This is a genomic window from Variovorax sp. LjRoot130, from assembly GCF_964253755.1.
Taxonomy (GTDB): Bacteria; Pseudomonadota; Gammaproteobacteria; order Burkholderiales; family Burkholderiaceae_C; genus Variovorax.
On the sequence record NZ_CAXURM020000001.1, the window covers coordinates 623,868 to 648,798 of the forward strand.

General features: G+C 66.6%; 27 protein-coding genes and 1 riboswitch. Of the genes, 21 read left to right on the forward strand and 6 right to left on the reverse strand.

Going from position 1 to position 24,931, the window contains the following annotated elements:
* Positions 1 to 42: 42 nt before the first annotated feature.
* Positions 43 to 149, reverse strand: a riboswitch (glycine riboswitch).
* Between the two features lie 133 nt (positions 150 to 282).
* Positions 283 to 1,017 carry a helix-turn-helix domain-containing protein gene (locus tag ACSQ86_RS03235; RefSeq protein WP_093105224.1) on the reverse strand — a complete coding sequence of 245 codons (735 nt, stop codon included), beginning with the start codon at positions 1,015 to 1,017 and terminating at the stop codon, positions 283 to 285.
* A 159-nt stretch (positions 1,018 to 1,176) separates the two neighbouring features.
* On the opposite strand from ACSQ86_RS03235, the gene ACSQ86_RS03240 reads away from it, so the two are divergent.
* From ACSQ86_RS03240 to ACSQ86_RS03275, 8 genes are all read left to right on the forward strand, one after another.
* Entirely contained in the window at positions 1,177 to 1,980 is an 804-nt protein-coding gene (locus tag ACSQ86_RS03240; protein WP_436308486.1) for a hypothetical protein, read from the forward strand.
* 21 nt (positions 1,981 to 2,001) lie between these two features.
* The gene (locus tag ACSQ86_RS03245) at positions 2,002 to 3,963 is read left to right on the forward strand and encodes an MFS transporter (RefSeq protein ID WP_436308487.1); all 1,962 of its coding nucleotides are present in this window, start codon (positions 2,002 to 2,004) and stop codon (positions 3,961 to 3,963) included.
* On the forward strand, positions 3,963 to 4,616 hold the full coding sequence (locus ACSQ86_RS03250; protein WP_093105233.1) for a phosphatase PAP2 family protein: 654 nt from the start codon (positions 3,963 to 3,965) through the stop codon (positions 4,614 to 4,616). Before ACSQ86_RS03245 ends, ACSQ86_RS03250 begins: the two co-directional genes overlap by 1 nt.
* A 103-nt stretch (positions 4,617 to 4,719) precedes the next feature.
* Entirely contained in the window at positions 4,720 to 5,205 is a 486-nt protein-coding gene (locus ACSQ86_RS03255; RefSeq protein WP_436302664.1) for a YiaA/YiaB family inner membrane protein, read from the forward strand.
* A 35-nt stretch (positions 5,206 to 5,240) separates the two neighbouring features.
* Positions 5,241 to 5,672: a hypothetical protein gene (locus ACSQ86_RS03260; RefSeq protein WP_436308488.1), complete on the forward strand. Its 432-nt coding sequence runs from the start codon at positions 5,241 to 5,243 to the stop codon at positions 5,670 to 5,672.
* A gap of 68 nt (positions 5,673 to 5,740) precedes the next feature.
* On the forward strand, positions 5,741 to 6,553 hold the full coding sequence (locus ACSQ86_RS03265) for a DUF2145 domain-containing protein (protein WP_436294493.1): 813 nt from the start codon (positions 5,741 to 5,743) through the stop codon (positions 6,551 to 6,553).
* Complete coding sequence (locus tag ACSQ86_RS03270) at positions 6,550 to 7,983, forward strand: FAD-binding oxidoreductase (RefSeq protein ID WP_436308489.1); 1,434 nt, start codon at positions 6,550 to 6,552, stop codon at positions 7,981 to 7,983. Before ACSQ86_RS03265 ends, ACSQ86_RS03270 begins: the two co-directional genes overlap by 4 nt.
* Before the next feature lie 21 nt (positions 7,984 to 8,004).
* Positions 8,005 to 9,090, forward strand: a complete 1,086-nt coding sequence (locus ACSQ86_RS03275) for a serine endopeptidase (protein WP_093105245.1) — start codon at positions 8,005 to 8,007, stop codon at positions 9,088 to 9,090.
* On the opposite strand, the gene ACSQ86_RS03280 is transcribed toward ACSQ86_RS03275, so the two are convergent.
* Positions 9,063 to 9,833 (reverse strand): SDR family NAD(P)-dependent oxidoreductase, encoded by a 771-nt coding sequence (locus tag ACSQ86_RS03280; protein WP_436302668.1) that lies wholly within the window; start codon positions 9,831 to 9,833, stop codon positions 9,063 to 9,065. The two genes, ACSQ86_RS03275 and ACSQ86_RS03280, sit on opposite strands and share 28 nt — an antisense overlap.
* Before the next feature lie 119 nt (positions 9,834 to 9,952).
* On the opposite strand from ACSQ86_RS03280, the gene ACSQ86_RS03285 reads away from it, so the two are divergent.
* Complete coding sequence (locus ACSQ86_RS03285; RefSeq protein ID WP_436302669.1) at positions 9,953 to 10,870, forward strand: aldose 1-epimerase; 918 nt, start codon at positions 9,953 to 9,955, stop codon at positions 10,868 to 10,870.
* 94 nt (positions 10,871 to 10,964) lie between these two features.
* Positions 10,965 to 11,354, forward strand: a complete 390-nt coding sequence (locus tag ACSQ86_RS03290) for a hypothetical protein (protein WP_436302670.1) — start codon at positions 10,965 to 10,967, stop codon at positions 11,352 to 11,354.
* A 7-nt stretch (positions 11,355 to 11,361) separates the two neighbouring features.
* Here ACSQ86_RS03290 and tgt read toward each other — a convergent pair whose 3' ends face one another.
* Together tgt and queA are read right to left on the reverse strand one after the other, a co-directional pair.
* Positions 11,362 to 12,534, reverse strand: a complete 1,173-nt coding sequence (gene tgt, locus ACSQ86_RS03295; RefSeq protein WP_436302671.1) for a tRNA guanosine(34) transglycosylase Tgt — start codon at positions 12,532 to 12,534, stop codon at positions 11,362 to 11,364.
* Positions 12,528 to 13,571 (reverse strand): tRNA preQ1(34) S-adenosylmethionine ribosyltransferase-isomerase QueA, encoded by a 1,044-nt coding sequence (gene queA / locus ACSQ86_RS03300; RefSeq protein WP_436302672.1) that lies wholly within the window; start codon positions 13,569 to 13,571, stop codon positions 12,528 to 12,530. The genes tgt and queA overlap by 7 nt, the downstream gene beginning before the upstream one ends.
* Positions 13,572 to 13,646: 75 nt before the next feature.
* Between queA and recG the strand changes: the two genes are divergently transcribed.
* The 3 genes from recG to ACSQ86_RS03315 all read left to right on the forward strand — a co-directional run bounded on the left by recG (position 13,647) and on the right by ACSQ86_RS03315 (position 17,499).
* Positions 13,647 to 15,761 carry an ATP-dependent DNA helicase RecG gene (gene recG, locus ACSQ86_RS03305; protein WP_436308490.1) on the forward strand — a complete coding sequence of 705 codons (2,115 nt, stop codon included), beginning with the start codon at positions 13,647 to 13,649 and terminating at the stop codon, positions 15,759 to 15,761.
* A 43-nt stretch (positions 15,762 to 15,804) separates the two neighbouring features.
* On the forward strand, positions 15,805 to 16,770 hold the full coding sequence (locus tag ACSQ86_RS03310; RefSeq protein ID WP_093105260.1) for a LysR substrate-binding domain-containing protein: 966 nt from the start codon (positions 15,805 to 15,807) through the stop codon (positions 16,768 to 16,770).
* A gap of 135 nt (positions 16,771 to 16,905) precedes the next feature.
* Positions 16,906 to 17,499, forward strand: coding sequence for a Dps family protein (locus ACSQ86_RS03315; protein ID WP_436294459.1), 594 nt, complete (start codon positions 16,906 to 16,908; stop codon positions 17,497 to 17,499).
* A gap of 10 nt (positions 17,500 to 17,509) precedes the next feature.
* On the opposite strand, the gene ACSQ86_RS03320 is transcribed toward ACSQ86_RS03315, so the two are convergent.
* A complete protein-coding gene (locus ACSQ86_RS03320) occupies positions 17,510 to 19,663 on the reverse strand; it encodes a TonB-dependent receptor (protein WP_436308491.1) in 2,154 nt (717 codons plus the stop codon).
* A 228-nt stretch (positions 19,664 to 19,891) separates the two neighbouring features.
* Between ACSQ86_RS03320 and ubiA the strand changes: the two genes are divergently transcribed.
* Complete coding sequence (gene ubiA / locus ACSQ86_RS03325; RefSeq protein ID WP_436302675.1) at positions 19,892 to 20,773, forward strand: 4-hydroxybenzoate octaprenyltransferase; 882 nt, start codon at positions 19,892 to 19,894, stop codon at positions 20,771 to 20,773.
* A gap of 12 nt (positions 20,774 to 20,785) precedes the next feature.
* Here the strand turns inward: ubiA and proC are convergent, their stop codons facing one another.
* Positions 20,786 to 21,643 (reverse strand): pyrroline-5-carboxylate reductase, encoded by an 858-nt coding sequence (proC, locus tag ACSQ86_RS03330; protein WP_093105270.1) that lies wholly within the window; start codon positions 21,641 to 21,643, stop codon positions 20,786 to 20,788.
* Positions 21,644 to 21,994: 351 nt separating this feature from the next.
* Here proC and rplN point away from each other — a divergent pair, with 351 nt between their 5' ends.
* The 7 genes from rplN to rplR are packed head-to-tail and all read left to right on the forward strand — an operon-like array spanning position 21,995 to position 24,913.
* Entirely contained in the window at positions 21,995 to 22,363 is a 369-nt protein-coding gene (gene rplN / locus ACSQ86_RS03335) for a 50S ribosomal protein L14 (protein WP_093105273.1), read from the forward strand.
* 13 nt (positions 22,364 to 22,376) lie between these two features.
* Positions 22,377 to 22,694 carry a 50S ribosomal protein L24 gene (rplX, locus tag ACSQ86_RS03340; protein WP_093105275.1) on the forward strand — a complete coding sequence of 106 codons (318 nt, stop codon included), beginning with the start codon at positions 22,377 to 22,379 and terminating at the stop codon, positions 22,692 to 22,694.
* A gap of 11 nt (positions 22,695 to 22,705) precedes the next feature.
* The gene (gene rplE / locus ACSQ86_RS03345; RefSeq protein WP_093105278.1) at positions 22,706 to 23,245 is read left to right on the forward strand and encodes a 50S ribosomal protein L5; all 540 of its coding nucleotides are present in this window, start codon (positions 22,706 to 22,708) and stop codon (positions 23,243 to 23,245) included.
* 8 nt (positions 23,246 to 23,253) lie between these two features.
* A complete protein-coding gene (gene rpsN, locus ACSQ86_RS03350) occupies positions 23,254 to 23,559 on the forward strand; it encodes a 30S ribosomal protein S14 (protein WP_093105280.1) in 306 nt (101 codons plus the stop codon).
* A gap of 20 nt (positions 23,560 to 23,579) precedes the next feature.
* Complete coding sequence (gene rpsH / locus ACSQ86_RS03355) at positions 23,580 to 23,975, forward strand: 30S ribosomal protein S8 (protein WP_093105283.1); 396 nt, start codon at positions 23,580 to 23,582, stop codon at positions 23,973 to 23,975.
* Positions 23,976 to 23,999: 24 nt separating this feature from the next.
* A complete protein-coding gene (rplF, locus tag ACSQ86_RS03360; RefSeq protein ID WP_093105285.1) occupies positions 24,000 to 24,533 on the forward strand; it encodes a 50S ribosomal protein L6 in 534 nt (177 codons plus the stop codon).
* Positions 24,534 to 24,547: 14 nt separating this feature from the next.
* A complete protein-coding gene (rplR, locus tag ACSQ86_RS03365) occupies positions 24,548 to 24,913 on the forward strand; it encodes a 50S ribosomal protein L18 (RefSeq protein ID WP_093105479.1) in 366 nt (121 codons plus the stop codon).
* Positions 24,914 to 24,931 lie beyond the last annotated feature (18 nt).

Below are 24,931 nucleotides of genomic sequence, written 5' to 3' on the forward strand. Positions count from 1 at the left end.
GGGCGCTCACTGTGCGGAGCTGCCGTAACCCGGGGTTCAGATGCCGCTCCCCCTGTCCTTGGTACCTGAGAGATTCATCCGCTGCGACTTGCAACGGACTTGCTCCTTCGGCGCATCACCTGGCGTGATGACTCTCCAGACGGCAATTGACTAAATGAGCAGTGATTCGAACCGATGCAAGGTTCACCTGAGCGTTCATGGGAGTTTGCGCCAACGGTGGGATGTCGATGCATCCGCTTTTCTGCGGTAAGAATCTTAGCTTAGAAACCGGTTTCCTGGCCGTCACGCGCGGCGCAGGCGGGTGAACAGCTCGAACTCCCAATTGCGCATGCCCAGCAGCAGCGTGTAGCCCTCGCGCTCCTTGGGCGAGAGCTTCTGGTCGGTCTGGTGTTGCTGGGCGAAATCCTGGGCCACGCGCTGCAGCCGGTCCAGAAAGGCCGGCGCCAGCGAGCGGCTGATCGAGCCGTGAACCAGCAGCAGGCCTTCGGCCGGCCCGTCGAAGCCGCCTCGGTAGTAGTCGAGCACCACGTTCTCGCGGAAGAAGTCCATCACCGGCCCGTGCGGGCGCCAGCGGAAGGTTTTGGCGAGTTTCAGGCGGTAGCGGTTCAGCGGCCGGAGCTCGATGATGCCGATGCGGTCGAGTTGCGCGAGGTAGCCGATGCATTCCGCCTCGCTGATCCGGTAGGCGGTCACGATCTGCTCCAGCGTCCACTGGCTCAGGACGCAGATGGCCAGGAGCAGCAGCTTCTTGTCCTTGACCACGGCCTTTTCCTGCTCGAGCGTCAATTCCTTGAGCAGCGGCTGCGCATCGGCCACGCGGCGGGCGAGTTCGGCGAAGTCGATCTTGAGTGCACGGCAGATCGCATCGACCCGCGTGAGCGGCATGTCGCCCTTGGCGAGCATGCGCTTGACGCTGGATTCGGCCATGTCGAGCGACTTGGCGAGATCCGCATAGGTCATGCGGGCGGTTTTGAGCTCGTTCTTGAGAGCCTGCACAAGGTCGACGGTGGTGCTCATGGCGGGAGTATTGGGATTTGATACCTGAGGTCGTGAAAAAGTACTCCGTATCGATTCTCGATGCTCCCGGAGCGGTTGACAACCTACATTCCGCCGCACACACATCACCCGGAGCCCGCCATGCCTCTGCCTTGTCTGACCCGCCGCGAACTTGGCCTCTTGTCCCTCTTCGTCCTGCTCCTGCTGCTTGCGATCGCCGGCCCGGCCCTGCCGGCGCCCGGCCTGGGCGGCGCGCCTTTCGCCGACGACCGCGGTTGGCACGGCGTGCCCTATGCGATGGACGTGCTGAGCAACCTGCCTTTCGCGGTGATCGGCGTCTGGGGGCTGCGCTGGCTGCGCTGGCTGGAACGGGCGCACGAGGAGGCGCAGGACGCCGCGCCGCTGCCCCAGGCCATGGCCCAGCCGCCGGTCAACACGCTCGACTGCGCCTGGATGTTCTTCGCGGGCCTGATCCTCATCGCCGCCGGCTCGGCCTTCTACCACCTGCAGCCCGACGGCCTGCGGCTGGCGGCGGACCGCGCCGGCATGGCGGTGGCCTTCGCCGGCCTGATCGGCTGTGCCGTCTGCGAGCGAGTCAGCGCCCGCGCCGGCTGGCCGGCCGCCTGGTTCACGCTGACCGGCGGTCTGCTGGCGGTGGCCGTCCACCAGGTGAGCGGCAACGTGCTGCCGTGGGCGCTGGTCCAGTTCGGCGGCATGGCGCTGGTGCTCGCGCTGGCACTTGCCAAGCCCCTGGACGGCGCCATCGGCCTCAGGCTCGGCTGGGTGATCTTCTTCTACGCGCTGGCCAAGCTGCTCGAGCTGTCGGACCATGCCATTTACGAAGCGACGCATCATCTGATGTCGGGCCACAGCCTCAAGCACCTGGTCGCGGCGCTGGCGGCGCTGCCGGTGCTGCATGCGCTGCAGTCCATGGGACGGCAGACGCTGCGGCACAATCCGGGCGCGGCCGCGGTGACGGCCTGAGGAACCCGCCAGGGAATTCGCATGACAGCACCGGTCGACGCCTCCATTGCCATCGCGCCCGAAGCGCATGCGCACGCCAATCAATTCGCCTTGCTCGGGCAGCGGAGGTTCGGCCCGTTCTTCTGGACCCAGTTCGCTGGCGCGGCGAACGACAACCTCTTCAAGTTCGCATTCACCGTGATGGTGACCTACCAGCTGCAGCTGGGCTGGATGCCGCCGGCCATGGCGGGATTGGCCATCGGCGCACTCTTCATCCTGCCCTTCCTGCTGTTCTCGGCGACCGCGGGGCAGCTCACCGACAAGTACGACAAGACGAAGATGATCCGCTTCGTCAAGAATCTCGAGATCGCGATCATGGCGGTGGCGGCGTGGGGCTTCATGCGTGCGGACGCCGTGGTCCTGCTGGGCTGCGTGTTCCTGATGGGGCTGCATTCCACGCTGTTCGGTCCGGTCAAGTTCGCCTACCTGCCGCAGGTGCTTGATGCGCGGGAGCTCACCGGCGGCAACGGCATGGTCGAGATGGGGACCTTCGTCGCCATCCTGCTGGGACAGGTGGCCGGGGGCCTTCTCGTGGCATTGCCGCAGGTCGGCCACACCACGGTGGCGGTGGCTTGCGTGCTGTTGGCGCTCGCGGGGCGCGCGGTGGCGCAGGCGATTCCACCCGCGCCGGCCACCGATCCGGGCCTCGTGATCAACTGGAATCCGTTCAGCGAAACCTGGCGCAATCTCAAGCTGGCGCACGGCAACCTGGTCGTGTTCCGTTCGCTCCTGGGCATCTCGTGGATGTGGTTCTTCGGCGCCGTGTTCCTGAGCCAGTTCCCGAGCTTCGCGAAGGAGGTGCTGCACGGCAACGAGCAGGTCGCCTCCCTGCTGCTGGTGGTGTTCTCGGTCGGCATCGGCATCGGCTCGCTGCTGTGCGAAACCCTGAGCCGCCGCCAGGTGGAGATCGGCCTGGTGCCGCTGGGCGCGATCGGCATGAGCGGGTTCGCCATCGATCTCTACTTCGCCTCGCGCGCGCTGCCGCCCGCGGCGGAGATGGGGCTCGCTGCCTTCATGGCCCAGTCCGTTCATTGGCGCGTGATGGCCGACCTCGGCCTGCTGTCGCTCTTCGCGGGGCTCTACAGCGTGCCGATGTACGCGCTGATCCAGCTGCGCAGCCAGCCCACGCACCGGGCTCGGATCATCGCGGCCAACAACATCCTCAATGCCCTGTTCATGATCGGCAGCGCGGTCATCGCCGGCGCGCTGCTCAAGGCCGGCTTCACGATCCCGCAGATCTTCTTGTTTACCGGCATCGCTAATGCGGTGGTGGCCTTCTACATCTTCATGCTGGTGCCGGAGTACCTGCTGCGCTTCGTGGCCTGGGTGCTGTCGCGCATCGTCTACCGCTTCGACGTCAAGGGCGAGGAGCACATTCCGGCCGAGGGCGCGGCCGTGCTGGTCTGCAACCACGTGAGCTTCATCGATGCGGTGCTGCTGATGGCCGCGAGCCCGCGGCCGATCCGCTTCATCATGGACCACCGCATCTTCCGCGTGCCGGTGCTCGGCTGGCTGTTCCGGTTGGCCAAGGCCATTCCGATCGCGCCGCAGAAGGAAGACCCGGCAGCCTATGAAGAAGCCTTCGCGCGCGCGGTACAGGTGCTGCGCGAGGGCGATCTGCTCGCCATCTTCCCCGAGGGCGCGATCACGCGCGACGGCAGCCTGCAGCCCTTCAAGGGCGGCGTGATGAAGATCCTCGAGGCCGCGCGTGCCGAGGGCATCGATCCGCCGGTGATCCCGATGGCGCTGACCAATCTCTGGGGCTCCTACTTCAGCCGCGTCGAGGTGCGCGACGGCGAGAACGTAGCCATGGTGCGTCCGTTCCGGCGCGGCTTTTTCAGCCGGGTGGGGCTCCATGTCGGCAGTGCGATGCGGCACGCCGAGGTGCAGCCCGAGGCTTTGCAGCGGCGCGTGAGCGGGCTGCTGGAAAGCCAGCCGAGCTGATGCTGTTCCTGCCTGACGGCTTCTGGTATTCAATCACCTGGTTTGGTGACAGCGGCTTCCTGCTGCCCGTCGCGGCCTGGATTGCCGTGTGGCTGGGCGTGCGGACGGTCACACGGCCGATCGCATGGCGCTGGCTCGCGCTGTTCGGCTCCGCCGGCGCCATGGTGGCCGCTTCGAAGATCGCCTTCATGGGCTGGGGCATCGGCAGCGCCATGCTCAACTTCACCGGCATCAGCGGGCACACCATGCTCTCGGCCAGCGTCTGGCCGGTCGCCTTCTGGCTGACCGCAGCGCATTGGGAACCGCGCGTGCGCGTCTCCGCCGCCACGCTCGGCTGGGTCTTCGCTGCGCTCATCGGGCTGTCGAGGCTGGCGATCTATGCCCATTCCAAGTCGGAGGTGGCCGCCGGATTCGCGCTGGGCGCGGCCGTCAGCGCGTTCTTCCTGTGGCAGCAACAGCACCGGCCGCCGCCGCGGCTTCATTGGATCCTGCTGCTGATCAGCATGGTCTCGCCGATGCTCTTCCTGCGCCCCGGCACTACAGCGCCCACGCACGACGCGCTCGGGGTGATCGCGGTGCGGCTGGCCGGTACGGAGCGGCCCTTCACGCGCGACGACCTGCTGCGCCGTCGGGTGCGCCAAGGTATCGACTAGAGATACCGGAGGCGTCGCAAGGTGCCACTGGTGCAGTAATTTGCGCCTCGCCGAGGAAGTGCGAACCATCATTCGCGCACCTTCACTACGCCGCGAGGCATTCATGCAACCCTTCTCTTCCACCGTTTCCATCCAACGCGACACCCGTGCCTGGCAAGTCCAGGTCTGGATCTCCTTCGGGATGGCCGTGTTCCTCTGCGCGACCGGGCTCGGCTGGCTGCCGGGGCAGGCGCTGGACCGCGCGTTCATGGTGATGGGCTACGTGTTCTGCCTCTCGGCCGCCTTCGTGCTGGCGAAGTTCGTGCGTGACAACCAGCGCGGCACCACGCCCGGTGCCGGCGACACGCCGATGTGGAAGCTGGTCGTCTGGGGCGGCTTCTTCACCGCGATGGGCCTGACCGGCTGGGGCCTGCTGCGGATGGAGATCAGCGAGACCTACAAGGCCTTTCTCGGCGTGAGCTGGCTGTTCCTGATCAGCTCGGCCTTCACGCTCGCCAAGACCCTGCGCGACCGCCATGAAGCCTATCTCGCCGAGGCGCGCCTCCAAGGCCGCCGCGAAGCCCGCGCCGAAACCGGCCAGGGCGAATGAAGCACTCCATACACCTCATCTTTCGAAAGCACATCATGAAGAAGTCCTTCGTCACGGTTCTGATGGCGGCTTGCGCCGCGATGGCGGGTGTTGCCGCCCCGCTTCACGCTCATGCACAGAGCGAAGCCTCGGCAGCGCTCTCGATGCTGCCGCTGGCCTCGGTCGTCGGCGTCGCCTCGGTGGCCTTGCCCGCGGCGCTGTCGGTGGGTGGCTCGGTGCTTACGGTGGTGGCGGTAGAGGCATCGGTCGACGGTACCGTCTACCTGCTCGAACGTGCCTCCGATGGCGCCCGCGCCAGCGTCAAGGTACTGGGCCGCGCGGCCCACGGTGCCTCGGTCGTTGTCGGCACGATGGTCACGGTCAGCGTGATCGGCTCGGGCATCGTGCTGTCGGCGGCCGGCGAGGTGCTGGCCTTCGTGCCCAATGCGGTCGGCCGCGCGCTGCTCTACAACGAGAGGCTGTCATGAGGCGCGCGCCCACCAACTTCGGCCCCTACGAGATCGAGTACCGGGCCCAGGTTTCCCGCCCGCGCCGAATGCTCCGGGCCATTCTTCAGGTGTTTGCGGCGGCGGCGGCCGTGGTGCTGGCGGGGCTCTTCCTGTTTCCGCTCAACGCGCACGCCGGTCGTTCCTGTGAACAGCAGAAGCCCGGCGCGGCGGCGGTCATGAAGGGTATGCAGCTCGCCGAGCGCACGGCACAAGGGCTCGATGCAAGCGGTGCGCGGGTCGTGCTGCTGGCGCGTGCGGGGCAAGACCTGAGCAAGTACGGCCTGCGCTACTCGCATCTGGGCCTGGCCTACAAGACAGAGGCGGGAACGTGGCGCGTGGTCCACAAGCTCAACCAGTGCGGCACGGCGGTGGCAGCCATCTATCGCCAAGGGCTGGGCGAATTCTTCCTCGATGACCTCTGGCGCCATGAGGCCGCCTGGGTGATCCCGGCGCCGGCCGTGCAGGCGCAGGTGCTGGCGGCGCTCAACGAATCGCCCGCTCGCATCACGCGGCTGCACGCCGCGCCCTACAGCATCGTGAGCTACGCCTGGGGTCACAAGTACCAGCAGTCGAACCAATGGGCGATCGAGACGCTGGCTGCGGCGATGGAGCCCGGCACCATCCGCACCCGCGAGCAGGCGCAGGCCTGGCTGCAGTTCAAGGGCTACGAGCCCGGCGTGCTGAAGCTCGGGCCGCTCACGCGACTCGGCGGACGCGTGGGTTCGGCCAACGTGGCCTTCGACGACCATCCCAACGAGAAGCGCTTCTCCGATCGGATCGAAACGGTGACGGTCGATTCGGTGTTCGCCTGGCTGCCGCGGGCGGGGCTCGGCGCCGCGCCGGTGGTGCTGCGCCTATGAGCCCGGCAAGCGGCATCCTAGTATCGCGCCGCACCCTGCTCGCCGCCGCACTGATGGGGGCCGGCCTGCTGCTGGTCTCGCCCACGGAGGTCCATAGCGGAACGCTGCACCCCGTCGAGAACGTGACGCGGCTCTACACGGTGAAAGTCGAACGTGTGGTGACTCCGCGCTCGCGCGAAGCAGTTCGCAACGCGCTTCTCGAGTGGCCCGGCCTGATCGCTGTAGGCGGCGGACGCTATTCCATGGGCGGCCAGGTTGCAGTCGCAGGTGGCCTGCACATCGACATGCGTGAAATGAATCGGCTGGTCTGGCTGCGCCCCGACACGAAGACGGTGCGTGTGGAGGCCGGCATGCGCTGGCGCGACCTGCAGGATCACATCGACGCACATCAACTCTCGGTGCAGACCATGCAGAGCTATGCCAACTTCACCGTCGGCGGCTCCGTGTCGGTGAACGCTCATGGCCGGTATGTGGGCCATGGGCCGATCGGGCACTCTGTGCGAGCGCTGCAGCTGGTGCTGGCCGATGGCGAGATCGTCGAGGTCGATCGTCAGAAGCACCCGGAGCTTTTTCGCGCGGCCATCGGCGGCTACGGCGCCGTCGGCGTGATCACGGAGGTCGAGCTTGCACTGGACGACAACGTGCGGATCGAACGCACGGTCGAGGCACTGGCGCTGCGGGACTATCCGGCCTGGTTCGAGCGGGAAGTGCGGGCCGCAAACGGATTCCTCCTGCACAACGCTGACTTGGTCCCGCCCTTTTTCGACGAGGCATCGGCCGTGAGCTGGCGTCGCTCGGACAAGCCACTGACGGTGGCCGCACGACTGGTTCCGCGCGATCGGAGCTATCGGCTGGAACAGGGCATGGTCTGGGCAGTGACCGAGCTGCCGAACGGCGATGCGCTGCAGCGCAAATACATCCGCCCTGCGTTGCTCGATAGACCGGAGGTGGTCTGGCTGAACTACGAGGCGAGCCTGGACCTTCGTTCGCTGGAGCCAGCCAGCCGGCGAGCATCCACCTACGTGCTTCAGGAGTACTTCATTCCGACGCAGCACTTTCTCGTCTTTGCAACCGAGATGGCACGGATCATCCGAAAGCACCAGGCGAAAGTGCTCAATGTGTCGATCCGGCATTCGACGACCGACGAGGTGTCGATGTTGGCTTGGGCACGCGAGGAAGTGTTTTCATTCGTCGTGTACTACGAGCAGCGCACCGACTCCCAAGCCTTGGAAGATGCCGGCCGCTGGACCCGCGACATGATCGACGCTGCGCTGAAGTGCGGCGGAACCTATTACCTGCCCTATCAGCTGCATGCGACCCGGGCGCAATTTGCTGCCGCCTATCCTCAGGCTGATGCGTTCCGGGCCGTGAAGCGCGCGGTAGACCCTCAAGGACGGCTGAGCAATGCGCTGTGGCAGCGATACCTTTGAATCGAAACAGGAGCTATTGAGATGAGCAAGTCCTTGCGTTTGTCCGAAAAGTGGTTTCGCCGCGGCCTCTGGGTGGTGGCGCTGGTGTTCGCGAGCTTTCTGGTCGGGCTGGGCAGCACGATCGTCGGCGATCTGCCGCAGGTCGAGCGCACGCTGACCCTCGACGATTTCATCGACAAGGCGGCGGCCGAGCCGCTTCGCGCCACGATCCGCAACGCGCAGCGCACCGAGCAGGAGTCGACACGCGAGCGCGAGCAGGCGGAGCTAGCGCTCCTGACCGCCCAGCAGACCAGCCGGGCGGCGCGCGAGACCTTCGGCAACTGGCTCGCGACGCGGCGCGCCACTGCGCAGCCCGACCAGGACACCGAGTTGATCGCGCGCACCAAGGCGCTCGATACGCTGAAGGCCAGGGAAGACGACGCCCAGAGGGCCGTGGGCGCGCAGCGCCAGATCGCACTCGATGCGCGGCAGGCGCGCCAGAGCGCGCAGCAGAAACTCGCGCCGCTGGAAGACGAAGCGCGCAAGAAGCTCGAGGCGGAAAACCGTCGCGTCGAACTGCGCGTGTTCGGCTACCGGCTCGCGCTCACCTTGCCGCTGCTCTTGATCGCCGGCTGGCTCTTCGTGAAGAAGCGCAAGAGCACCTACTGGCCTTTCGTGTGGGGCTTCATCTACTTCGCGCTCTTCGCCTTCTTCGTCGAGCTCGTGCCCTATCTGCCGAGCTATGGCGGCTATGTGCGCTACGTGGTCGGCATCGTGGTGACCGTGCTCGTGGGGCGCTACGCCATCATCGCGCTCAACCGCTATCTCGCGCGCCAGAAGCTGGCCGAGGCGCAGCCCGACACGGTGCGCCGCAACGAGCTGAGCTACGACACCGCGCTGGCGCGGCTCGCCAAGAGTGTGTGCCCGGGCTGCGAACGGCCGGTGGACCTGAAGAACACCGAGATCGATTTCTGCCCGCATTGCGGCATCGGCCTGTTCGATCACTGCGGCGTCTGCGAAGCGCGCAAGAGCGCGTTCTCGCGCTTCTGCCACGCCTGCGGGACCGGTGCGGCTGCCGCGGCGGCGCCGGGTATTCCGCCTCAGGTCCAGCCTGCGTCCACCACGTAGTCCTGCGCGGTGCACATCTTCGAATCGTCGGCCGCGAGAAAGAGCGCCATGCTGGCGATGTCCTCGGCCATCACGCGGCCCGGCAGGCACTGAGCGGCATCGATCTGGGCCTCGGATTCGGGCTTGACCCAGAGCTTCAACTGGCGCTCGGTCATCACCCAGCCCGGCACGATCGAGTTGACGCGGATGTTGGCCTTGCCGAGGTCGCGCGCCAGCGAACGCGTGAGGCCGCGCGCGGCCGCCTTGCAGGCCTGGTAGACCGGGTAGCCGGCGCCCTTGATCATCCAGCTGATCGAGCCGAAGTTGATGATCGACCCGCCGCCCTGCGCGCGCATGTCCTCGGCCACGGCCTGCGCGGCGAAGAACTGGTGCTTGAAGTTGATCGCCACCAGCCGATCGAAGTCTTCGCTCGTGACGTCGGCCATCTCGTGGCGGCGGTCGTTGGCCGCATTGTTGAGCAGCACGCGGATCGGCCCGAAGCGCGCGCGCACCGCGGCGATGGCTGCGCCAAGCGCCGCGACGTCGGTCACGTCGCACTCGTGGAACAGCACCTCGTTTTCGCCCCGCAACCGGGCGGCAAGCGCGCAGCCCGCAGCCGCATCGATGTCGCAGAAGCCCACATGCGCGCCCTGCGCATGGAAGGCGCGCACCAGGCTTTCGCCGATGCCGGTGGCGCCGCCGGAGATGAACACGCTGCGGCCGGCGAGCGATGGATAGCAGGCGGAGGGGGGCGATGCCGTCATGAGGAGGATCCGTGCAGGAACGAAGTGCCAGTTGCGATTCTCCACGCCAACGATGGTGCGTGTCACCCGGGTGGCCGAGAATGCCGCGTTCGCATCAACGATCGAAGGCACGCACTCCCATGAACGACAACGACGAACTGGTGCATCTTGCGGCGGGCGCATTGCATCTGGTGCTGGCGCCGGAGGTCGGCGGCGCGATCGCAGCCCTCTACGATGAGCGCGACGGCCGGCGCTTCGACTGGTTGCGGCCGGCCACGGCCGATGCGCTGGCCGCACGTCATCTCCTGGCCATGGCGAGTTTTCCGCTCCTGCCCTGGTGCAATCGCCTTCGCGACGGCCGCGCGCATGTCGGCGGGCGCGACATCGCCATTGCGCCGGGCCATCCTGCGGGGCCCTCGGGCCGGCATCCGCTTCACGGCATCGGTTGGCAGCGGCCATGGCAGGTGGCAGAGGCCTCGCCAACCCGCGCGGAGCTCGTGCTGAGCGTCGAGGCCGATGCCCAGTGGCCCTGGCGCTTCGAAGCCTCGCAGCTGTTCGAACTCGATGCGACGGGGCTGCGTTGCACCATCACGCTGATCAACCGCGACAGCGCCCCGATGCCGGCCGGCATCGGCCATCACCCCTACTTCATCCATCACGCGGGCACACGCCTGTCGGCGAACACCGGCGCCATGTGGCGTGGCGATGCGGAGGTGATGCCGGTCGCGCTCGAGCCGACGCAAGAGGTGGCCCGGCTGCGCGAAGGCGTGGAGCTGGCCGAGCTCGATCTGGACAACAACTTCACAGGATGGCTGCGTGAGGCCCGCATCGAATGGCCGACGGCTTCGTGCGCGCTGGCGATGGCGGCCGAGGCGCCGCTCGACTTCTTCGTCCTGTACTGCCCGAGCGGCGCGGATCATTTCTGCGCCGAGCCGGTGAGCCAGTGCACCGATGCTTTCAACCTGTGGGACCGCCATGGGCTCGGCGAAGTGGGCGGCACGGTCCTCGCGCCCGGGGCCTCGCTTTCAGGGCGCTGGTCGCTGCTGCCGCAGCGCTGACGCGGGCACTCCCGCGTGCGGCGTATGGCTTCCGGCGTGTTCTCGCGCGAGCGGGTTCTGGCTACGCTCGATGCCTTTGATTCAGAGCACGATCATGTTCAGGAACCTCATTCGCCGCCATGCCGCCGCAGGTCTTTACGTCGCGTCGGTCGCTGCTGCCTTGCTGTCGGCGGCGAGCCTCGTGACCCATGCGCAGGAGCCGGCGACCTTCCGTCTCTTCAAAGTGGTTTCGCCGCGCGACGACATCGTGGTCGGCATCGAGGCGGCTCAGCTCGGCGCCGGCAGCACGCCGGAAGTGCAGCGCTTCGCGGCGCTGCTGGCGGACAAGAGTCCCTTGACGGTGTGGCAGTACGCGTCGCAAAAGGATGCGGGCGGCGCGCTGGTGCAGGCGCCGCTGCGGCAGGTCGCGCTGTTCAAGAACGAGCTGCTGCGCATCGAGCCCTACACGACGCCGCTGCCCATCAAGGTGCCTGGCGCCAAGTAGGCGCATCCTAGACGCCGCGGGCCCGGTCGGCCTTGAACTGCGCGCGGAACTGCGTGTAGGTGCCGGCATCGAGCGCCGCGCGGATCTCGCGCATCAGATTTAGGTAGTAGTGCAGGTTGTGGATGGTCGTGAGCATCGGGCCCAGCATCTCGCCGCAGCGGTCGAGATGGTGCAGGTAGGCGCGGCTGAAGCCGTCGCGGCCGCCTTCGTTCCACGACACGCCTGATGCGCCGGCGCAGGCATGGCAGCTGCAGCTCGCATCGATCGGCTGCGGGTCGCTCTTGTGGCGCGCATTGCGCATCTTGAGGTCGCCGAAGCGCGTGAACAGCGTGCCGTTGCGCGCATTGCGCGTCGGCATCACGCAGTCGAACATGTCGACGCCCTGTGCCACGCCCTCGACCAGGTCCTCCGGCGTGCCCACGCCCATCAGGTAGCGCGGCTTGTGCGCCGGCAGCCGGTGCGGCGTGTGCGCCATGATGCGCAGCATCTCGTCCTTGGGTTCGCCGACGCTCACGCCGCCGATCGCGTAGCCGGGAAAGTCCATCTCGACGAGCTGGGCCAGCGACTCTTCGCGCAGGTTCTCGTACATGCCGCCCTGCACGATGCCGAAGAGCGCGTTGGGGTTCTCGAGCCGCGCGAACTCCGCCTGGCAGCGGCGCGCCCAGCGCAGGCTGAGCTCCATAGAACTGCGCGCCTCGGCCTCGGTCGTGAGGTGGCCCTGGGTGTCGTAGGGCGTGCACTCGTCGAACTGCATGACGATGTCGCTGTTGAGAATGGTCTGGATCTGCATCGAGACCTCCGGCGTGAGGAAGAGCTTGTCGCCGTTGACCGGCGACGCGAACTTCACGCCCTCCTCGCTGATCTTGCGCATCGCACCCAGCGACCAGACCTGGAAGCCGCCCGAGTCGGTGAGGATGGGCTTGTCCCATTTCTCGAACTGGTGGAGGCCGCCGAAGCTCGCCATCACGTCCAGGCCGGGACGCATCCAGAGATGGAAGGTGTTGCCGAGGATGATTTGGGCGCCCATCTCCTCGAGGCTGCGCGGCATCACGCCCTTGACGGTGCCGTAGGTGCCCACGGGCATGAAGATCGGAGTTTGCACCACGCCGTGGTTCAGCGAGAGCGTGCCGCGGCGCGCATGGCTCGCGGGGTCGGTGGCGAGGAGTTCGAAGTTCAGCATGGTTGTCTCGAAAGAAGCATCGCGTCGCCGTAGCTGAAGAAGCGGTAGCGCTCGCGGATCGCGTGGGCATAGAGCGCCATCACGCGCTCGTAGCCCGCGAAGGCGCTCACCAGCATCATGAGCGTGCTCTTGGGCAGGTGGAAGTTGGTGACCAGCAGGTCGACGTGTTCGAAGGCGAAGCCCGGCGTGATGAAGATGCGCGTGTCGCCCGCCGCTTCGCCGCTCTTGGCCCACGATTCGAGCGTGCGCACGGTGGTGGTTCCGACCGCGACGATGCGGCCGCCGCGCGCCCTGGTTTCGGCGATGGCGCGTTGCGTCGTCTCGGGCACCTCGTAGCGCTCTGCATGCATCGTGTGATCGGCGATGTTCTCGGTCTTCACCGGCTGAAAGGTGCCGGCGCCGACGTGCAGCGTGACGTTGGCGCGCTGCACGCCGCGCGCCTCGAGCTCGGCCAGCAGCGCCTCGTCGAAGTGCAGCGCCGCGGTCGGCGCGGCGACCGCACCCGGCACGCGTGCGAACACGGTCTGGTAGCGGCGCTCGTCGTCCTGCGAGTCGGCGTGTTCGATGTACGGCGGCAAGGGCACGTGGCCGCAGCGGGCCATCAGCGCATAGGGGTCTTCACCGGCGGCGCTGTCGAAGCGAAAGCGGAACAGCGCGCCGTTCTCGTCGGGCCAGCGGCCGAGCAGCGTCGCCCGGAACTCGCCGGCCATCGCCAGCGCGGTGCCGGCCGGCGGCTTCTTGCTGACCTTCATGTGCGCGACGACTTCGTTGCCTTGCAGCACGCGCTCCACCAGCAGCTCGAGCTTGCCGCCGGTGGGTTTTTCGCCGAAGAGGCGCGCCTTGACGACGCGCGTGTCGTTGAAGACCAGCAGATCGCCGGCGCGCAACTGCGAGGGCAGGTCCTTGAAGATGCGGCCGATGGGTGGATCGACCGTGCCGTCGAGCAGTCTCGAGGCGCTGCGCTCGGCGGCGGGATGCTGGGCCACCAGTTCGGGCGGCAGGTCGAAATCGAAATCGGAAAGCGTGAAGGCGCGCATGGTGCTTGAGGGCCGGACGGGCCCGTGCCAAGGAGGCGGAGGAAGAGGCGGCGAAGAGCCGGGCAGAATTGTCCCATGCCCGCCGCCGCCAAGTCGTCTCCACCGGAAAAGCCCGCAGCAGCACCGGCGCCAGCGCCCGGCGCGGGCCTGAGCCCGGTGCAGCGCGCGCTGCGCAAGCTCGGGCTCCTGCGCGACATCGATTTCGCGCTGTACCTGCCGATGCGCTACGAGGACGAGACGCGCATCGTGCGGCTGGCCGACACGCGCGACGGCGACACGGCCCAGATCGAGGCCGTGGTGAGGGATTGCGAAGTCGTGTTCAGGCCGCGCCGTCAGCTGATCGTGACGGTGGACGACGGCAGCGACACCTGCCAGCTGCGCTTCTTCAACTTCTATCCCTCGCAGCAGAAGCAGCTCGCGGTCGGCGCGCGGGTGCGGGTGCGCGGTGAGGTGCGCGGCGGTTTCGTCGGGCGGCAGATGATGCATCCGACGGTCAAGACCGCGGGCACCGAGCTGCCGCAGGCGTTGACGCCGGTGTACTCGACGATCGCGGGGCTGGCCCAGCCGATGCTGCGGCGCGAAGTGCGCTCCGGCTTGGCGCGGGCGGTGCTCGACGAGACCGTTCCGCCGGCGCTCGCGCCGTCGGGCGCATGGGAACTGCGCCGGGCGTTGAGCTTTCTCCACTACCCGGCGCCCGACGTGGCGATGGCCACGCTGGAAGACCACAGCCACCCGGCCTGGCAGCGGCTCAAGGCCGACGAACTGCTTGCGCAGCAGCTCTCGCAACTGCAGGCGCGCCGGGCCCGCGCGGCGCAGCGCGCGCCGGTGCTTTCGGCGGCGGCTTCCGGTGACTCGCTGTACAAGGAACTGCTGGCCACGCTGCCCTTTGCATTGACCGGCGCACAGCATCGGGTCGGCGAGGAGATCACGCACGACCTCGCTCGCGACGTCCCGATGCACCGCCTGCTGCAGGGCGACGTGGGCTCCGGCAAGACCGTGGTGGCGGCGCTGGCCGCCGCGCGCTGCATCGATGCCGGCTACCAGTGCGCACTGATGGCGCCCACCGAGATCCTCGCGGCGCAGCACTTCGGCAAGCTGGTCGGCTGGCTCGACCCCTTGCTGGCCGAGCGTGGCCTGCGTGTCGCCTGGCTCACCGGCAGCCAGAAGAAGAAGGAGCGCGACGCGATGTCGGCCGCGGTCGAGAACGGCGAGGCCGCGCTCGTGATCGGCACGCATGCGGTGATCTCGGAGAAGGTGCGCTTCGACAAGCTCGCGCTGGCGATCATCGACGAGCAGCACCGCTTCGGCGTTGCGCAGCGCCTGGCCCTGCGCGGCAAGGCCGTCGGCGACCTCGAACCACACCTGCTGATGATGAGTGCCACCCCAATCCCGCGCACGCTCGCGATGAGCTACTACGCCGACCTCGACGTCTCCACGCTCGACGAGCTGCCGCCGGGCCGCACGCCGATCGTGACCAAGCTGGTGGCCGATCACCGGCGCGACGAGGTCATCGATCGCATCCGCGCCCAGCTTGCGCAAGGGCGGCAGGTCTACTGGGTCTGCCCGCTGATCGAAGAAAGCGAGGCGGTCGATTTGCGCAACGCGACCGAAACGCGTGACGAGCTGGCCGCCGCACTCGGCGCGCAGGTCAGCGTGGGGCTGCTGCACTCGCGCATGCCGACAGCCGAAAAGCAGGCGGTGATGGAGAGCTTCACGGCCAACCGGCTCCAGGTGCTGGTCAGCACCACGGTGATCGAGGTCGGCGTCGACGTGCCCAATGCCTCGCTGATGGTGATCGAGCATGCCGAGCGCTTCGGGCTTTCGCAGCTGCATCAGCTGCGCGGGCGTGTCGGACGTGGCGCGGCCGCTTCGGCCTGCGTGCTGCTCTATGCACCGAACGAAGGCGGCCGGGTCGGCGAGGCGGCGCGCGCGCGGCTCAAGGCGATGGCCGAAACCAGCGACGGCTTCGAGATCGCACGGCGCGACCTCGAGATCCGCGGGCCCGGCGAATTCCTCGGCGCGCGGCAGTCGGGCGCGCCGCTCCTGCGCTTTGCCGACCTGAGCACCGATGTGTTGCTGCTCGATTGGGCGCGGGCGCTGGCGCCGCGCATGCTCGACCGCCATCCGGAACTCGCAATCAAGCACGTCGATCGCTGGCTCGGCAGCAAGGCGGAGTACCTCAAAGCCTGAATTCGGCAGAGGTCGCAGCGTCTGCGCATAATTGACGCAGGCTATGACTCTCACCGAACTCAAATACATCGTTGCAGTCGCGCGTGAGCGGCATTTCGGCAAGGCGGCCGAGGCCTGCTACGTGTCGCAACCCACCTTGTCGGTCGCGATCAAGAAGCTGGAAGACGAACTCGAGGTCAAGCTTTTCGAGCGCAGCGCGGGCGAGGTCACGGTCACGCCGCTGGGCGAGCAGATCGTGCAGCAGGCCCAGAGCGTGCTCGACCAGGCCGCGAGCATCAAGGAGATTGCCAAGCGCGGCAAGGACCCGCTGTCGGGGCCGCTCAACCTGGGCGTGATCTACACCATCGGCCCGTACCTGCTGCCCGACCTGGTGCGCCAGAACATCGCGCGCACCCCCCAGATGCCGCTGGTGCTGCAGGAGAACTTCACCGTCAAGCTGCTCGAGATGCTGCGCGCCGGCGAGATCGACTGCGCGATCATGGCCGAGCCCTTTCCCGACACCGGCCTGGCGATGGCAGCGCTCTACGACGAGCCCTTCATGGCGGCCGTGCCCGTCCATCATCCGCTGGCGGAGCGCGAATCCGTGAGCTCCGACGAGCTCAAAAAAGAGACCATGCTGCTGCTCGGCACCGGCCACTGTTTTCGCGACCACGTGCTCGAGGTCTGCCCCGAGTTCGCGCGCTTCTCAAGCAATGCCGAGGGCATCCGCAAGAGCTTCGAGGGCTCGTCGCTCGAAACCATCAAGCACATGGTGGCGGCCGGCATGGGCGTGACGCTGGTGCCACGCCTGTCGGTGCCGAACGGTGCGCTCAAGTCCAAGGCCAAGGGCCGCGGCAAGGAGCCCGAGCAGATCGTGCGTTACCTCCCCGTGCGCGACGAGCAGGGCGGCGAGCCGACGCGCCGCGTGGTGCTGGCCTGGCGCCGCAGCTTCACGCGCTACGAGGCCATCGCGGCGCTGCGCAACGCGATCTACGCCTGCGAGCTGCCGGGCGTCAAACGACTCTCGTAGGACTTGCTGTCATCGGCCTACGCGTTCGACCCCGGCCGAGGGCAATCGCTGCGATAGAGTTCGGCTGTTGCGAAGCCCGCCCTTGGCTTCTAAAGTTTCTGACCGCCATCCAACCTTGAAGAAAGAACTCGCGCCATGGCCAAAGTCGTGAAGAAATCCAAGTCCCCGATCTCCGCTGCACCCTCGGCCTCCGCCGGCAAAGTGCCCAAGAAGGGCGGCGCCGTGGTGGCCCTGGAGTCGGGCAGCCGCAATGCGCCGATCATCAACATCGGCATCGAGCGTCAGGACCGCGCCGCCATCGCCGAAGGCCTGAGCCGCGTGCTGGCCGACACCTACACGCTCTACCTCACCACGCACAATTTCCACTGGAACGTGACCGGCCCGCACTTCAACTCGCTGCATGCGATGTTCATGGCGCAGTACACGGAGCTCTGGGGTTCGACCGACGTCATTGCCGAGCGCATCCGCGCCCTGGGTCATTACGCGCCGGGCTCGTATGCCGAGTTCAGCAAGATCGCGACCGTGCCCGACGTGCCGAAAGATCCGCCGAAGGCGATGGAGATGGTGCGCATCCTGGTCAAGGGCCACGAGACAGTTTCGCGCATCGCGCGCGAGTTCATCCCGGTGGCCGAGGAGGCCGGCGACGACCCGACCGCCGACATGCTCACCGCGCGCTGCACGGTGCACGACCAGACGGCCTGGATGCTGCGTTCGCTGCTCGAGGACTGATCCGCCCCGATCAGAACTTGGCGCGCAGGGTCAGCTGCAGTTCGCGCGGCGGACCCGGAATGATCAGGTTGTCGACGCTGCCGTGGGCCGAGATGTAGTGCTTCTTGTCGAAGATGTTCTTCAGGTTCAGCGCCAACTCGTAGCGATCCGTCTTGTAGCTGCCCGCCAGGTCGGCCGTCATGTAGCCTGGCAGGGTCACCAGGTTGGTCAGCGAGGCGTAGCGCGCGGCCACGTAGTTCAGGCCGCCGCCCGCGCTGAAGCCATGGCCCAGGTCCTTCATGAGCCAGACGAAGGCCGAGTGCCGCGGCGTGAGCGGTGCGACCTTGCCCTGGACCGGGATGGGTGCACCGACCGGCAGTTGCAGTGAACTGACGGTGGCCACCGACTTGACCATCCGCCCGTCCAGGTAGGCATAGCCCGCGCTCACGTCCCAGCGCCCCGGCAGCTTGCCGGCGAGCGTGAGTTCCAGTCCGTTGGTGCGCTGCGTGCCCACGTTGATCTGCCGCGCCGGATTGGCCGGATCGCTGTTCTTGATGCCCGAGCGCTCCAGGTTGAAGGCCGCGGCCGTGAAGCTGAGCGCACCGTCCAGGAAGTCCAGCTTGGCGCCGATCTCCTTGTTGACCGTGATCTCGGGTGCGTTGTCCGCGTTGCTGGCCGAGAGCGCGAAGGTTTCCGCCGAGGGCTGGAAGGAGCGGCTGTACGACAGGTAGTAGGACTGCGCCTCGCCGGGCTGCCACACCAGGCCGGCGCGCGGGCTGAACTTCTTGTCGGTGCGCGTCAGGGTCGGGAGACTGCGCTCGAACGAGGTCTCCTGGTCGAACACGTCGTAGCGCCCGCCGACCAGCGCCTTCCATTGCGGCGCCAACGTGATCTGGTTCTGCGCGTACAGCGCAGAGGTTTTGAAGGTGGAGTTGCTGGGAATCGCGCTCGTCGCCAGATAGTTGGCGAGCGGGATGGGTGGCGGAACAGCGACAGGATTGAAGATGCTGACGCGCTGAAAACCGACGGCCGAGGACACGGAATAGGCGCGCTTGTCCTGCACGCCGAACTCCGTGCCGACGAGCCATTCCTGCTTGAAGCCGCCGATGTCGTTGCGCCACGTCAAGTCGGTCTGGTTGAACCAGCCGCTCTCGTCCCGATCGACGAAGCCGCGGGTGCGGCCCACGGTCAGGCGCACGGGGTCGGTGGTGCCGCTGGGCAGCGTGTTGTAGCGATCCAGGTGGTAGCTGGAGTAGCGCGTCGTGTTGCGCAGGTTCAGTTCATCGCTGAAACGATGGTTCAGCGTGGCGGTGAAAGACTGGACCTTGGAGGTGCTCGTGTCGTCGCGCTTGGCCAGGGCGGAGCCGTAGTAGGTGCCGATCGGCACGTCGACCGGCCGGCCGTTGAGCGCCGGGATGCCGAAATCCGTCAGCCGCTGGTCGTGGGCGTTGGTGTATTGCAGCAGCAGGTCGGTCTGCGGGCTGAACTTCATCGCGAGCGAGGGCGCGATGCTGTAGCGGTCGATGAACTGCTGGTCGCGGTAGCTGCCCGACTTCTCGCGGGCGACGTTGAGTCGGAACGCCATGTTCTCGCCGATGGGCGTGTTGAGGTCCGCGGTCGCGCGCTTGAAGTCGTGGCTTCCCAGGCCGAGCGACACCTCGCCGAAGGACTCTCCAAATACCGGCTTCTTCGTGACGCGGTTGATCAGGCCGCCCGACGACCCGCGGCCGTAGAGCACTGCGGCCGGTCCCTTGAGCACCTCGATGCGCTCGGTATCCGACAGGTCGCGGAAGTACAGCGCGTCGTCGCGCACACCATCCACGAACCAGTCGGCGATGGCGGTGAAGCCGCGGATGACCACCTGGTCGCGCTGGCCGTCGCCGCTGCTGAAGGAGACGCCCGGCGCATTGCGCAACGCATCCTGCATCGAGGTGACGCCTTGATCGCGCAGCAATTGCGCCGGCAGCACGTTGACGGCTTGCGGTATGTCGCGCAGCGGTGCGCTGCCCTTGGTGGCGGTGCTGCTGGCGGCCGGGGCGTACCCGGCGTCTTGCTCCGTGCTGACCGTGATTTCCTTCAGCGTGTTGTTCTGGGCCTGCGCCGTGCAATGCAGCAAGGCGAGCGCGGCAGCGGTCAGGGGCAGATGGCGCAGGCGTGGGCGCAGCGCGCGTGGGCGTAGAGACATGGATTTCCTTCAGGGCAAGAACCGGATCGCGAAGCGCCACGCGGCTCGCCATCGAAGCGATGACTAAACCGGATGTGCCCTGCCTGGAAATGTCTGGGTTGGGTGCCTTTTGCGCGGAAGTCCTGGCGCTGGGCCGGGCTCGATGCAAAGGGTGATCGCGTCGCGCGAACCGCCGGATTCTAGTGTGGCAAACGAGGGCGTCTATTTGGCGTGACGCAAAATCGGCCCATGTCCGCATCCACTGCTGCCGCGCCGCGCGGCCGCCTCTCGCTCTACCTGGACCTGATCCGCTGGAATCGTCCCGCCGGTTGGCTGCTGCTGCTGTGGCCGTCGCTCGGCGCCCTGTGGTTTGCCGCCGGAGGCTGGCCGGGCTGGCACCTGCTCACCGTGTTCGTGCTGGGCACCATCCTCATGCGCAGCGCCGGCTGCTGCGTCAACGACGTGGCCGATCGCGATTTCGACCGCCATGTCAAGCGCACCGCCCAGCGGCCCGTCACCAGCGGCGCCATCTCGGTCAAGGAGGCGCTCGCCGTGGGGGCGGTGCTCGCGCTGGCCGCCTTTGCGCTGGTGCTCACGACCAACCGCGTCACCGTGCTGTGGTCGTTCGCGGCCTTGGCTGTGACCCTGATCTATCCGTATGCCAAGCGCTTCGTGTCGATTCCGCAGGCGGTGCTGGGCATCGCATTCAGCTTCGGCATCCCGATGGCCTTCGCGGCCGTGCAGTCCAGCGTGCCGGCTTTCGCGTGGTGGCTGCTGGCGGGCAACCTGTTCTGGGTGCTGGCCTACGACACCGAGTACGCGATGGTTGATCGCGACGACGACCTGAGGATCGGCATGAAGACCTCGGCCATCACCTTCGGCCGCTTCGATGTTGCGGCCGTGATGGCGAGCTACGCGATCTTTCTGGCGGTGTGGGCCGCGGCCGGCGCGAGCGAGGCCCTGGGCCCCGCCTTCTTCGCCGCCATCGGCATCGCGGCGGCGCAGGCGCTGTGGCATTGGCGGCTGATTCGCGACCGCACGCGTGACGGCTGCTTCAAGGCCTTCCGGCTCAACCACTGGCTGGGCTTCACCGTGTTTGCCGGTGTCGTGGCCGGCTACGCGCTGCGCTGAAGCCGCGCTGCCTCAATCGCGGCCGAATTCCTTGGCGAGTTCGCCGGCGCGCTGGTGTGCGGCGCGGATCGCGGCCTTGAACTTCGCCTTGACGTCCGCGCTCTCGAGCGAGCTGATCGCTGCATAGGTGGTGCCGCCCTTGGAGGTCACGCGCTCGCGCAGCACCGCGGGCGGCTCGCTCGCATTGCCGGCCAGGGCCGATGCGCCGCTGAAGGTGCCCACGGCGAGGCGATGCGCCTGCTCGGGCGAGAGGCCCAGCTCGACGCCGGCCTCCGTCATGGCCTCGATGAAATAGAAGACATAAGCGGGGCCCGAGCCCGAGACCGCGGTCACAGCATCGAGCGCGCCTTCGGCATCGACCCACAGCAGGTCGCCGGTGGCATCCAGCACCTGCTCGGCCAGCTTGCGGCCGGCGGCATCGACCGCCGGGCGCGCGAACAGGCCGGTCATGCCCTGGCCGACCAGGGCCGGCGTATTGGGCATGGCACGCACCACGCGCTCCGTGGCCAGCCAGCGCGCGATGCTGTCGGAGGGGATGCCCGCCGCGACGCTGAGATGCAGCGCCTCGCTCGCCAGAGCGCGGACCGGTCGCGCGGCCTCCGCAAAGCTCTGCGGCTTGACGGCCCAGACCACGACGGCGCAACGCGCGAGAGCGGCACCGGCCTCGGGTTGGGCGGTGATGCCAAAGTCGTGCAGGAGCCGTGCGCGGGCTTCGGCAAAAGGTTCGACCACTTCGAAGGTCTCTGCAGGGACGTCCCGCTTGATGAGCCCGCCGATGATGGCGCTGGCCATGTTGCCGCCGCCGATGAATCCGATCGGCGGCAAAGGGGTCGGTTCCCGGCGGGGCAGGAAGGTGACTGCGATGTTCATGACTTATTCCGTGACACTCAACGATGGCCCAGCGCTCTCGCGGCAGCGGCCGGACCGAAATTGTCGCCGCTCGCCAGTGCCCGGCAATGCAGAAGCAGGCAGTTTTTGAAAGCGCGCGCTCACATCTAAAAATAATCGCTGAGTGTTGTGCAGCGTCACGGATTGGCCGGTTGACAGTACTCATAGGCCGTGCAACAATCGCGGGCTTCGCTTTTCAAAAGGCGAAGCTTCTGCCCAACGGAGGCGCATCAAAGTGGTTTTGATGCGCGGACGACGGGCCCAAGACTGACCGCAGAGCCTTCGCAGGGAAATCCTGGGGAGATGAGCGGTACAAGTTGGGAACTACTAGACATGATCCAAACTGAATCCCGGCTCGATGTGGCCGACAACACGGGCGCGAAATCCGTCCTGTGTATCAAGGTGCTCGGCGGCTCCAAGCGGCGTTATGCCAGCGTGGGCGACGTCATCAAGGTCAGCATCAAGGAAGCCGCTCCGCGTGGTCGCGTCAAGAAGGGCGAGATCTACAGCGCAGTGGTGGTCCGTACCGCCAAGGGCATCCGTCGCAGCGACGGTTCGCTCGTCAAGTTCGACGGCAATGCCGCCGTTCTGCTCAACGCCAAGCTGGAGCCCATCGGCACCCGCATCTTCGGACCGGTCACGCGCGAACTGCGCACCGAGAAGTTCATGAAGATCGTGTCGCTGGCCCCCGAAGTTCTGTAAGGACAACAACGCCATGAACAAGATTCGCAAAGGCGACCAGGTCATCGTGTTGGCCGGGCGCGACAAGGGCAAGCGCGGCACGGTGTCGCTGCGCAAGGACGACTCGCACCTGATCGTCGACGGCATCAATCTGGTCAAGAAGCACACCAAGCCGAACCCGCTCAAGGGCACGACCGGTGGCATCGTCGAGAAGGCCATGCCGATTCACCAATCCAACGTGGCGATCTTCAATGCCGCGACCGGCAAGGCCGATCGCGTGGGCATCAAGGTCACGGACGGCAAGCGCGTGCGCGTCTTCAAGTCCAGCGGCGACGAAATCAAGACCGCCTAAGGGGTACTTACATGGCACGTCTCCAACAACACTATCGCGAAAAAGTCGCGAAAGACCTGACCGAAAAGTTCGGCTACAAGTCGCCGATGCAGGTTCCGCGTCTGACCAAGATCACGCTCAACATGGGTGTGGGCGAAGCGGTCGCCGACAAGAAGGTCCTCGACAACGCCGTCGCCGACCTGACCAAGATCGCCGGCCAGAAGCCGGTCGTGACCAAGTCGAAGAAGGCGATCGCCGGCTTCAAGATTCGCGAGAACCAGCCGATCGGCTGCATGGTCACGCTGCGCGGCGTGCAGATGTATGAGTTCCTGGACCGTTTCGTGACCGTGGCCCTGCCGCGCGTGCGCGACTTCCGCGGCATTTCCGGCCGTGCGTTCGACGGCCGCGGCAACTACAACATCGGCGTGAAAGAGCAGATCATTTTCCCCGAGATCGAATACGACAAGGTCGATGCCCTGCGCGGTCTCAATATCAGCATCACGACGACGGCCAAGACCGACGAAGAGGCCAAGGCGCTTCTCGCGGGCTTCCGTTTCCCGTTCAAGAACTGAGGTGATTTGTGGCTAAAGTAGCTTTGATCGAGCGCGAACTCAAGCGCGACAAACTGGTCGCAAAGTACGCCGCCAAGCACGCGGAGCTGAAGGCGATCGCCAACGACGCGAAGAAGAGCGACGAAGAGCGCGCAGCCGCCCGCCTGGGCCTGCAGAAGCTCCCGCGCAACGCCAACCCGACGCGCCAGCGCAACCGCTGCGAAATCACCGGCCGCCCGCGCGGCACCTTCCGCCAATTCGGTCTGGCCCGCGCCAAGATCCGTGAACTGGCTTTCGCTGGCGACATCCCCGGTGTCACCAAGGCCAGCTGGTAAGCCAGGCAGGAGCAAACAATATGAGCATGAGTGATCCCATTGCCGACCTGCTGACGCGTATCCGCAACGCGCAGATGGTGGCGAAGCCCACCGTGTCGGTCCCGTCTTCCAAGGTGAAGATCGCGATCGCACAGGTGCTGAAGGACGAGGGCTACATCGACGGCTTCCAGGTCAAGACCGAAGCCGGCAAGACCGAACTCGAAATTGCACTGAAGTACTACGCTGGCCGCCCGGTCATCGAGCGCATCGAGCGCGTGAGTCGTCCCGGCCTGCGCGTCTACAAGGCCAGCGCCGCGATTCCGCAAGTCCAGAACGGCCTCGGCGTTGCTATCGTCACGACCCCCAAGGGCGTGATGACCGACCGCAAGGCCCGCGCTACCGGTGTCGGTGGCGAAGTGCTGTGCTACGTCGCCTAAACGAGACATCGAGGAGAAACTGAAATGTCCCGAGTAGGAAAAATGCCGGTCGCCATCCCCGCAGGCGTGGATGTGTCGATCAAGGAAGACCAGATCAGCGTCAAGGGCACGGGCGGCACGCTCAACCTGGCGTTGAACGCGCTGGTCAATGTCGTCAGCAAAGACGGCAAGCTGAGCTTCGAACCCGCCAACGAATCGCGTGAAGCCAACGCGATGAGCGGCACGGTTCGCCAGCTGGTGAACAACATGGTGGTCGGTGTGACCAAGGGCTTCGAGAAGAAGCTGAGCCTGATCGGCGTGGGCTACAAGGCCCAGGCGCAGGGCGCCAAGCTGAACCTGCAAGTCGGTTACTCGCATCCGGTCAACATCGACATGCCGCAAGGCATCACGGTGGCGACGGCGACGCCGACCGAAATCGTGATCAAGGGTGCCGACCGCCAACGCGTCGGCCAAGTGGCCGCTGAGATCCGCGCGATTCGTCCGCCCGAGCCTTACAAGGGCAAGGGCATCCGCTATGCGGACGAGAAGATCGTGATCAAAGAGACCAAGAAGAAGTAAGGGGCAGCAAAATGATGTTGACCAAAAAAGCACAGCGTCTTCGCCGTTCGCGCCAGACCCGCATCCGCATTGCGACGCAAGGCGTGGCGCGCCTGACGGTGAACCGCACCAATCTGCACATCTACGCCACCGTCATCTCCGACGACGGCACCAAGGTGATTGCCACTGCATCGACGGCCGAAGCCGAAGTGCGTACCTCGCTGGGTGGTTCCGGCAAGGGCGGCAACGCCGCTGCGGCCACCGTGGTCGGCAAGCGCATCGCTGAAAAGGCGAAGGCCGCCGGCATCGAGAAGGTCGCTTTCGACCGCGCAGGTTTCGCCTACCACGGCCGCGTCAAGGCGCTGGCCGATGCGGCTCGCGAAGCCGGCCTGCAGTTCTAACCGGACACGAGATTCAAA

Coding starts and splice junctions, on each gene's coding strand:
- ACSQ86_RS03265 (WP_436294493.1), top strand. CDS start 5,741: ATGCTCCGGGCCATTCTTCAGGTGTTTGCGGCGGCGGCGGCCGTGGTG.
- rpsH (WP_093105283.1), top strand. CDS start 23,580: ATGAGCATGAGTGATCCCATTGCCGACCTGCTGACGCGTATCCGCAAC.
- ACSQ86_RS03250 (WP_093105233.1), top strand. CDS start 3,963: ATGCTGTTCCTGCCTGACGGCTTCTGGTATTCAATCACCTGGTTTGGT.
- ACSQ86_RS03255 (WP_436302664.1), top strand. CDS start 4,720: ATGCAACCCTTCTCTTCCACCGTTTCCATCCAACGCGACACCCGTGCC.
- ACSQ86_RS03285 (WP_436302669.1), top strand. CDS start 9,953: ATGAACGACAACGACGAACTGGTGCATCTTGCGGCGGGCGCATTGCAT.
- ACSQ86_RS03310 (WP_093105260.1), top strand. CDS start 15,805: ATGACTCTCACCGAACTCAAATACATCGTTGCAGTCGCGCGTGAGCGG.
- ACSQ86_RS03235 (WP_093105224.1), bottom strand. CDS start 1,017: ATGAGCACCACCGTCGACCTTGTGCAGGCTCTCAAGAACGAGCTCAAA.
- ubiA (WP_436302675.1), top strand. CDS start 19,892: ATGTCCGCATCCACTGCTGCCGCGCCGCGCGGCCGCCTCTCGCTCTAC.
- proC (WP_093105270.1), bottom strand. CDS start 21,643: ATGAACATCGCAGTCACCTTCCTGCCCCGCCGGGAACCGACCCCTTTG.
- ACSQ86_RS03315 (WP_436294459.1), top strand. CDS start 16,906: ATGGCCAAAGTCGTGAAGAAATCCAAGTCCCCGATCTCCGCTGCACCC.
- recG (WP_436308490.1), top strand. CDS start 13,647: ATGCCCGCCGCCGCCAAGTCGTCTCCACCGGAAAAGCCCGCAGCAGCA.
- ACSQ86_RS03245 (WP_436308487.1), top strand. CDS start 2,002: ATGACAGCACCGGTCGACGCCTCCATTGCCATCGCGCCCGAAGCGCAT.
- rplR (WP_093105479.1), top strand. CDS start 24,548: ATGTTGACCAAAAAAGCACAGCGTCTTCGCCGTTCGCGCCAGACCCGC.
- ACSQ86_RS03260 (WP_436308488.1), top strand. CDS start 5,241: ATGAAGAAGTCCTTCGTCACGGTTCTGATGGCGGCTTGCGCCGCGATG.
- rplF (WP_093105285.1), top strand. CDS start 24,000: ATGTCCCGAGTAGGAAAAATGCCGGTCGCCATCCCCGCAGGCGTGGAT.
- ACSQ86_RS03290 (WP_436302670.1), top strand. CDS start 10,965: ATGTTCAGGAACCTCATTCGCCGCCATGCCGCCGCAGGTCTTTACGTC.
- rplX (WP_093105275.1), top strand. CDS start 22,377: ATGAACAAGATTCGCAAAGGCGACCAGGTCATCGTGTTGGCCGGGCGC.
- ACSQ86_RS03320 (WP_436308491.1), bottom strand. CDS start 19,663: ATGTCTCTACGCCCACGCGCGCTGCGCCCACGCCTGCGCCATCTGCCC.
- tgt (WP_436302671.1), bottom strand. CDS start 12,534: ATGCTGAACTTCGAACTCCTCGCCACCGACCCCGCGAGCCATGCGCGC.
- ACSQ86_RS03270 (WP_436308489.1), top strand. CDS start 6,550: ATGAGCCCGGCAAGCGGCATCCTAGTATCGCGCCGCACCCTGCTCGCC.
- rplE (WP_093105278.1), top strand. CDS start 22,706: ATGGCACGTCTCCAACAACACTATCGCGAAAAAGTCGCGAAAGACCTG.
- queA (WP_436302672.1), bottom strand. CDS start 13,571: ATGCGCGCCTTCACGCTTTCCGATTTCGATTTCGACCTGCCGCCCGAA.
- ACSQ86_RS03275 (WP_093105245.1), top strand. CDS start 8,005: ATGAGCAAGTCCTTGCGTTTGTCCGAAAAGTGGTTTCGCCGCGGCCTC.
- rplN (WP_093105273.1), top strand. CDS start 21,995: ATGATCCAAACTGAATCCCGGCTCGATGTGGCCGACAACACGGGCGCG.
- ACSQ86_RS03280 (WP_436302668.1), bottom strand. CDS start 9,833: ATGACGGCATCGCCCCCCTCCGCCTGCTATCCATCGCTCGCCGGCCGC.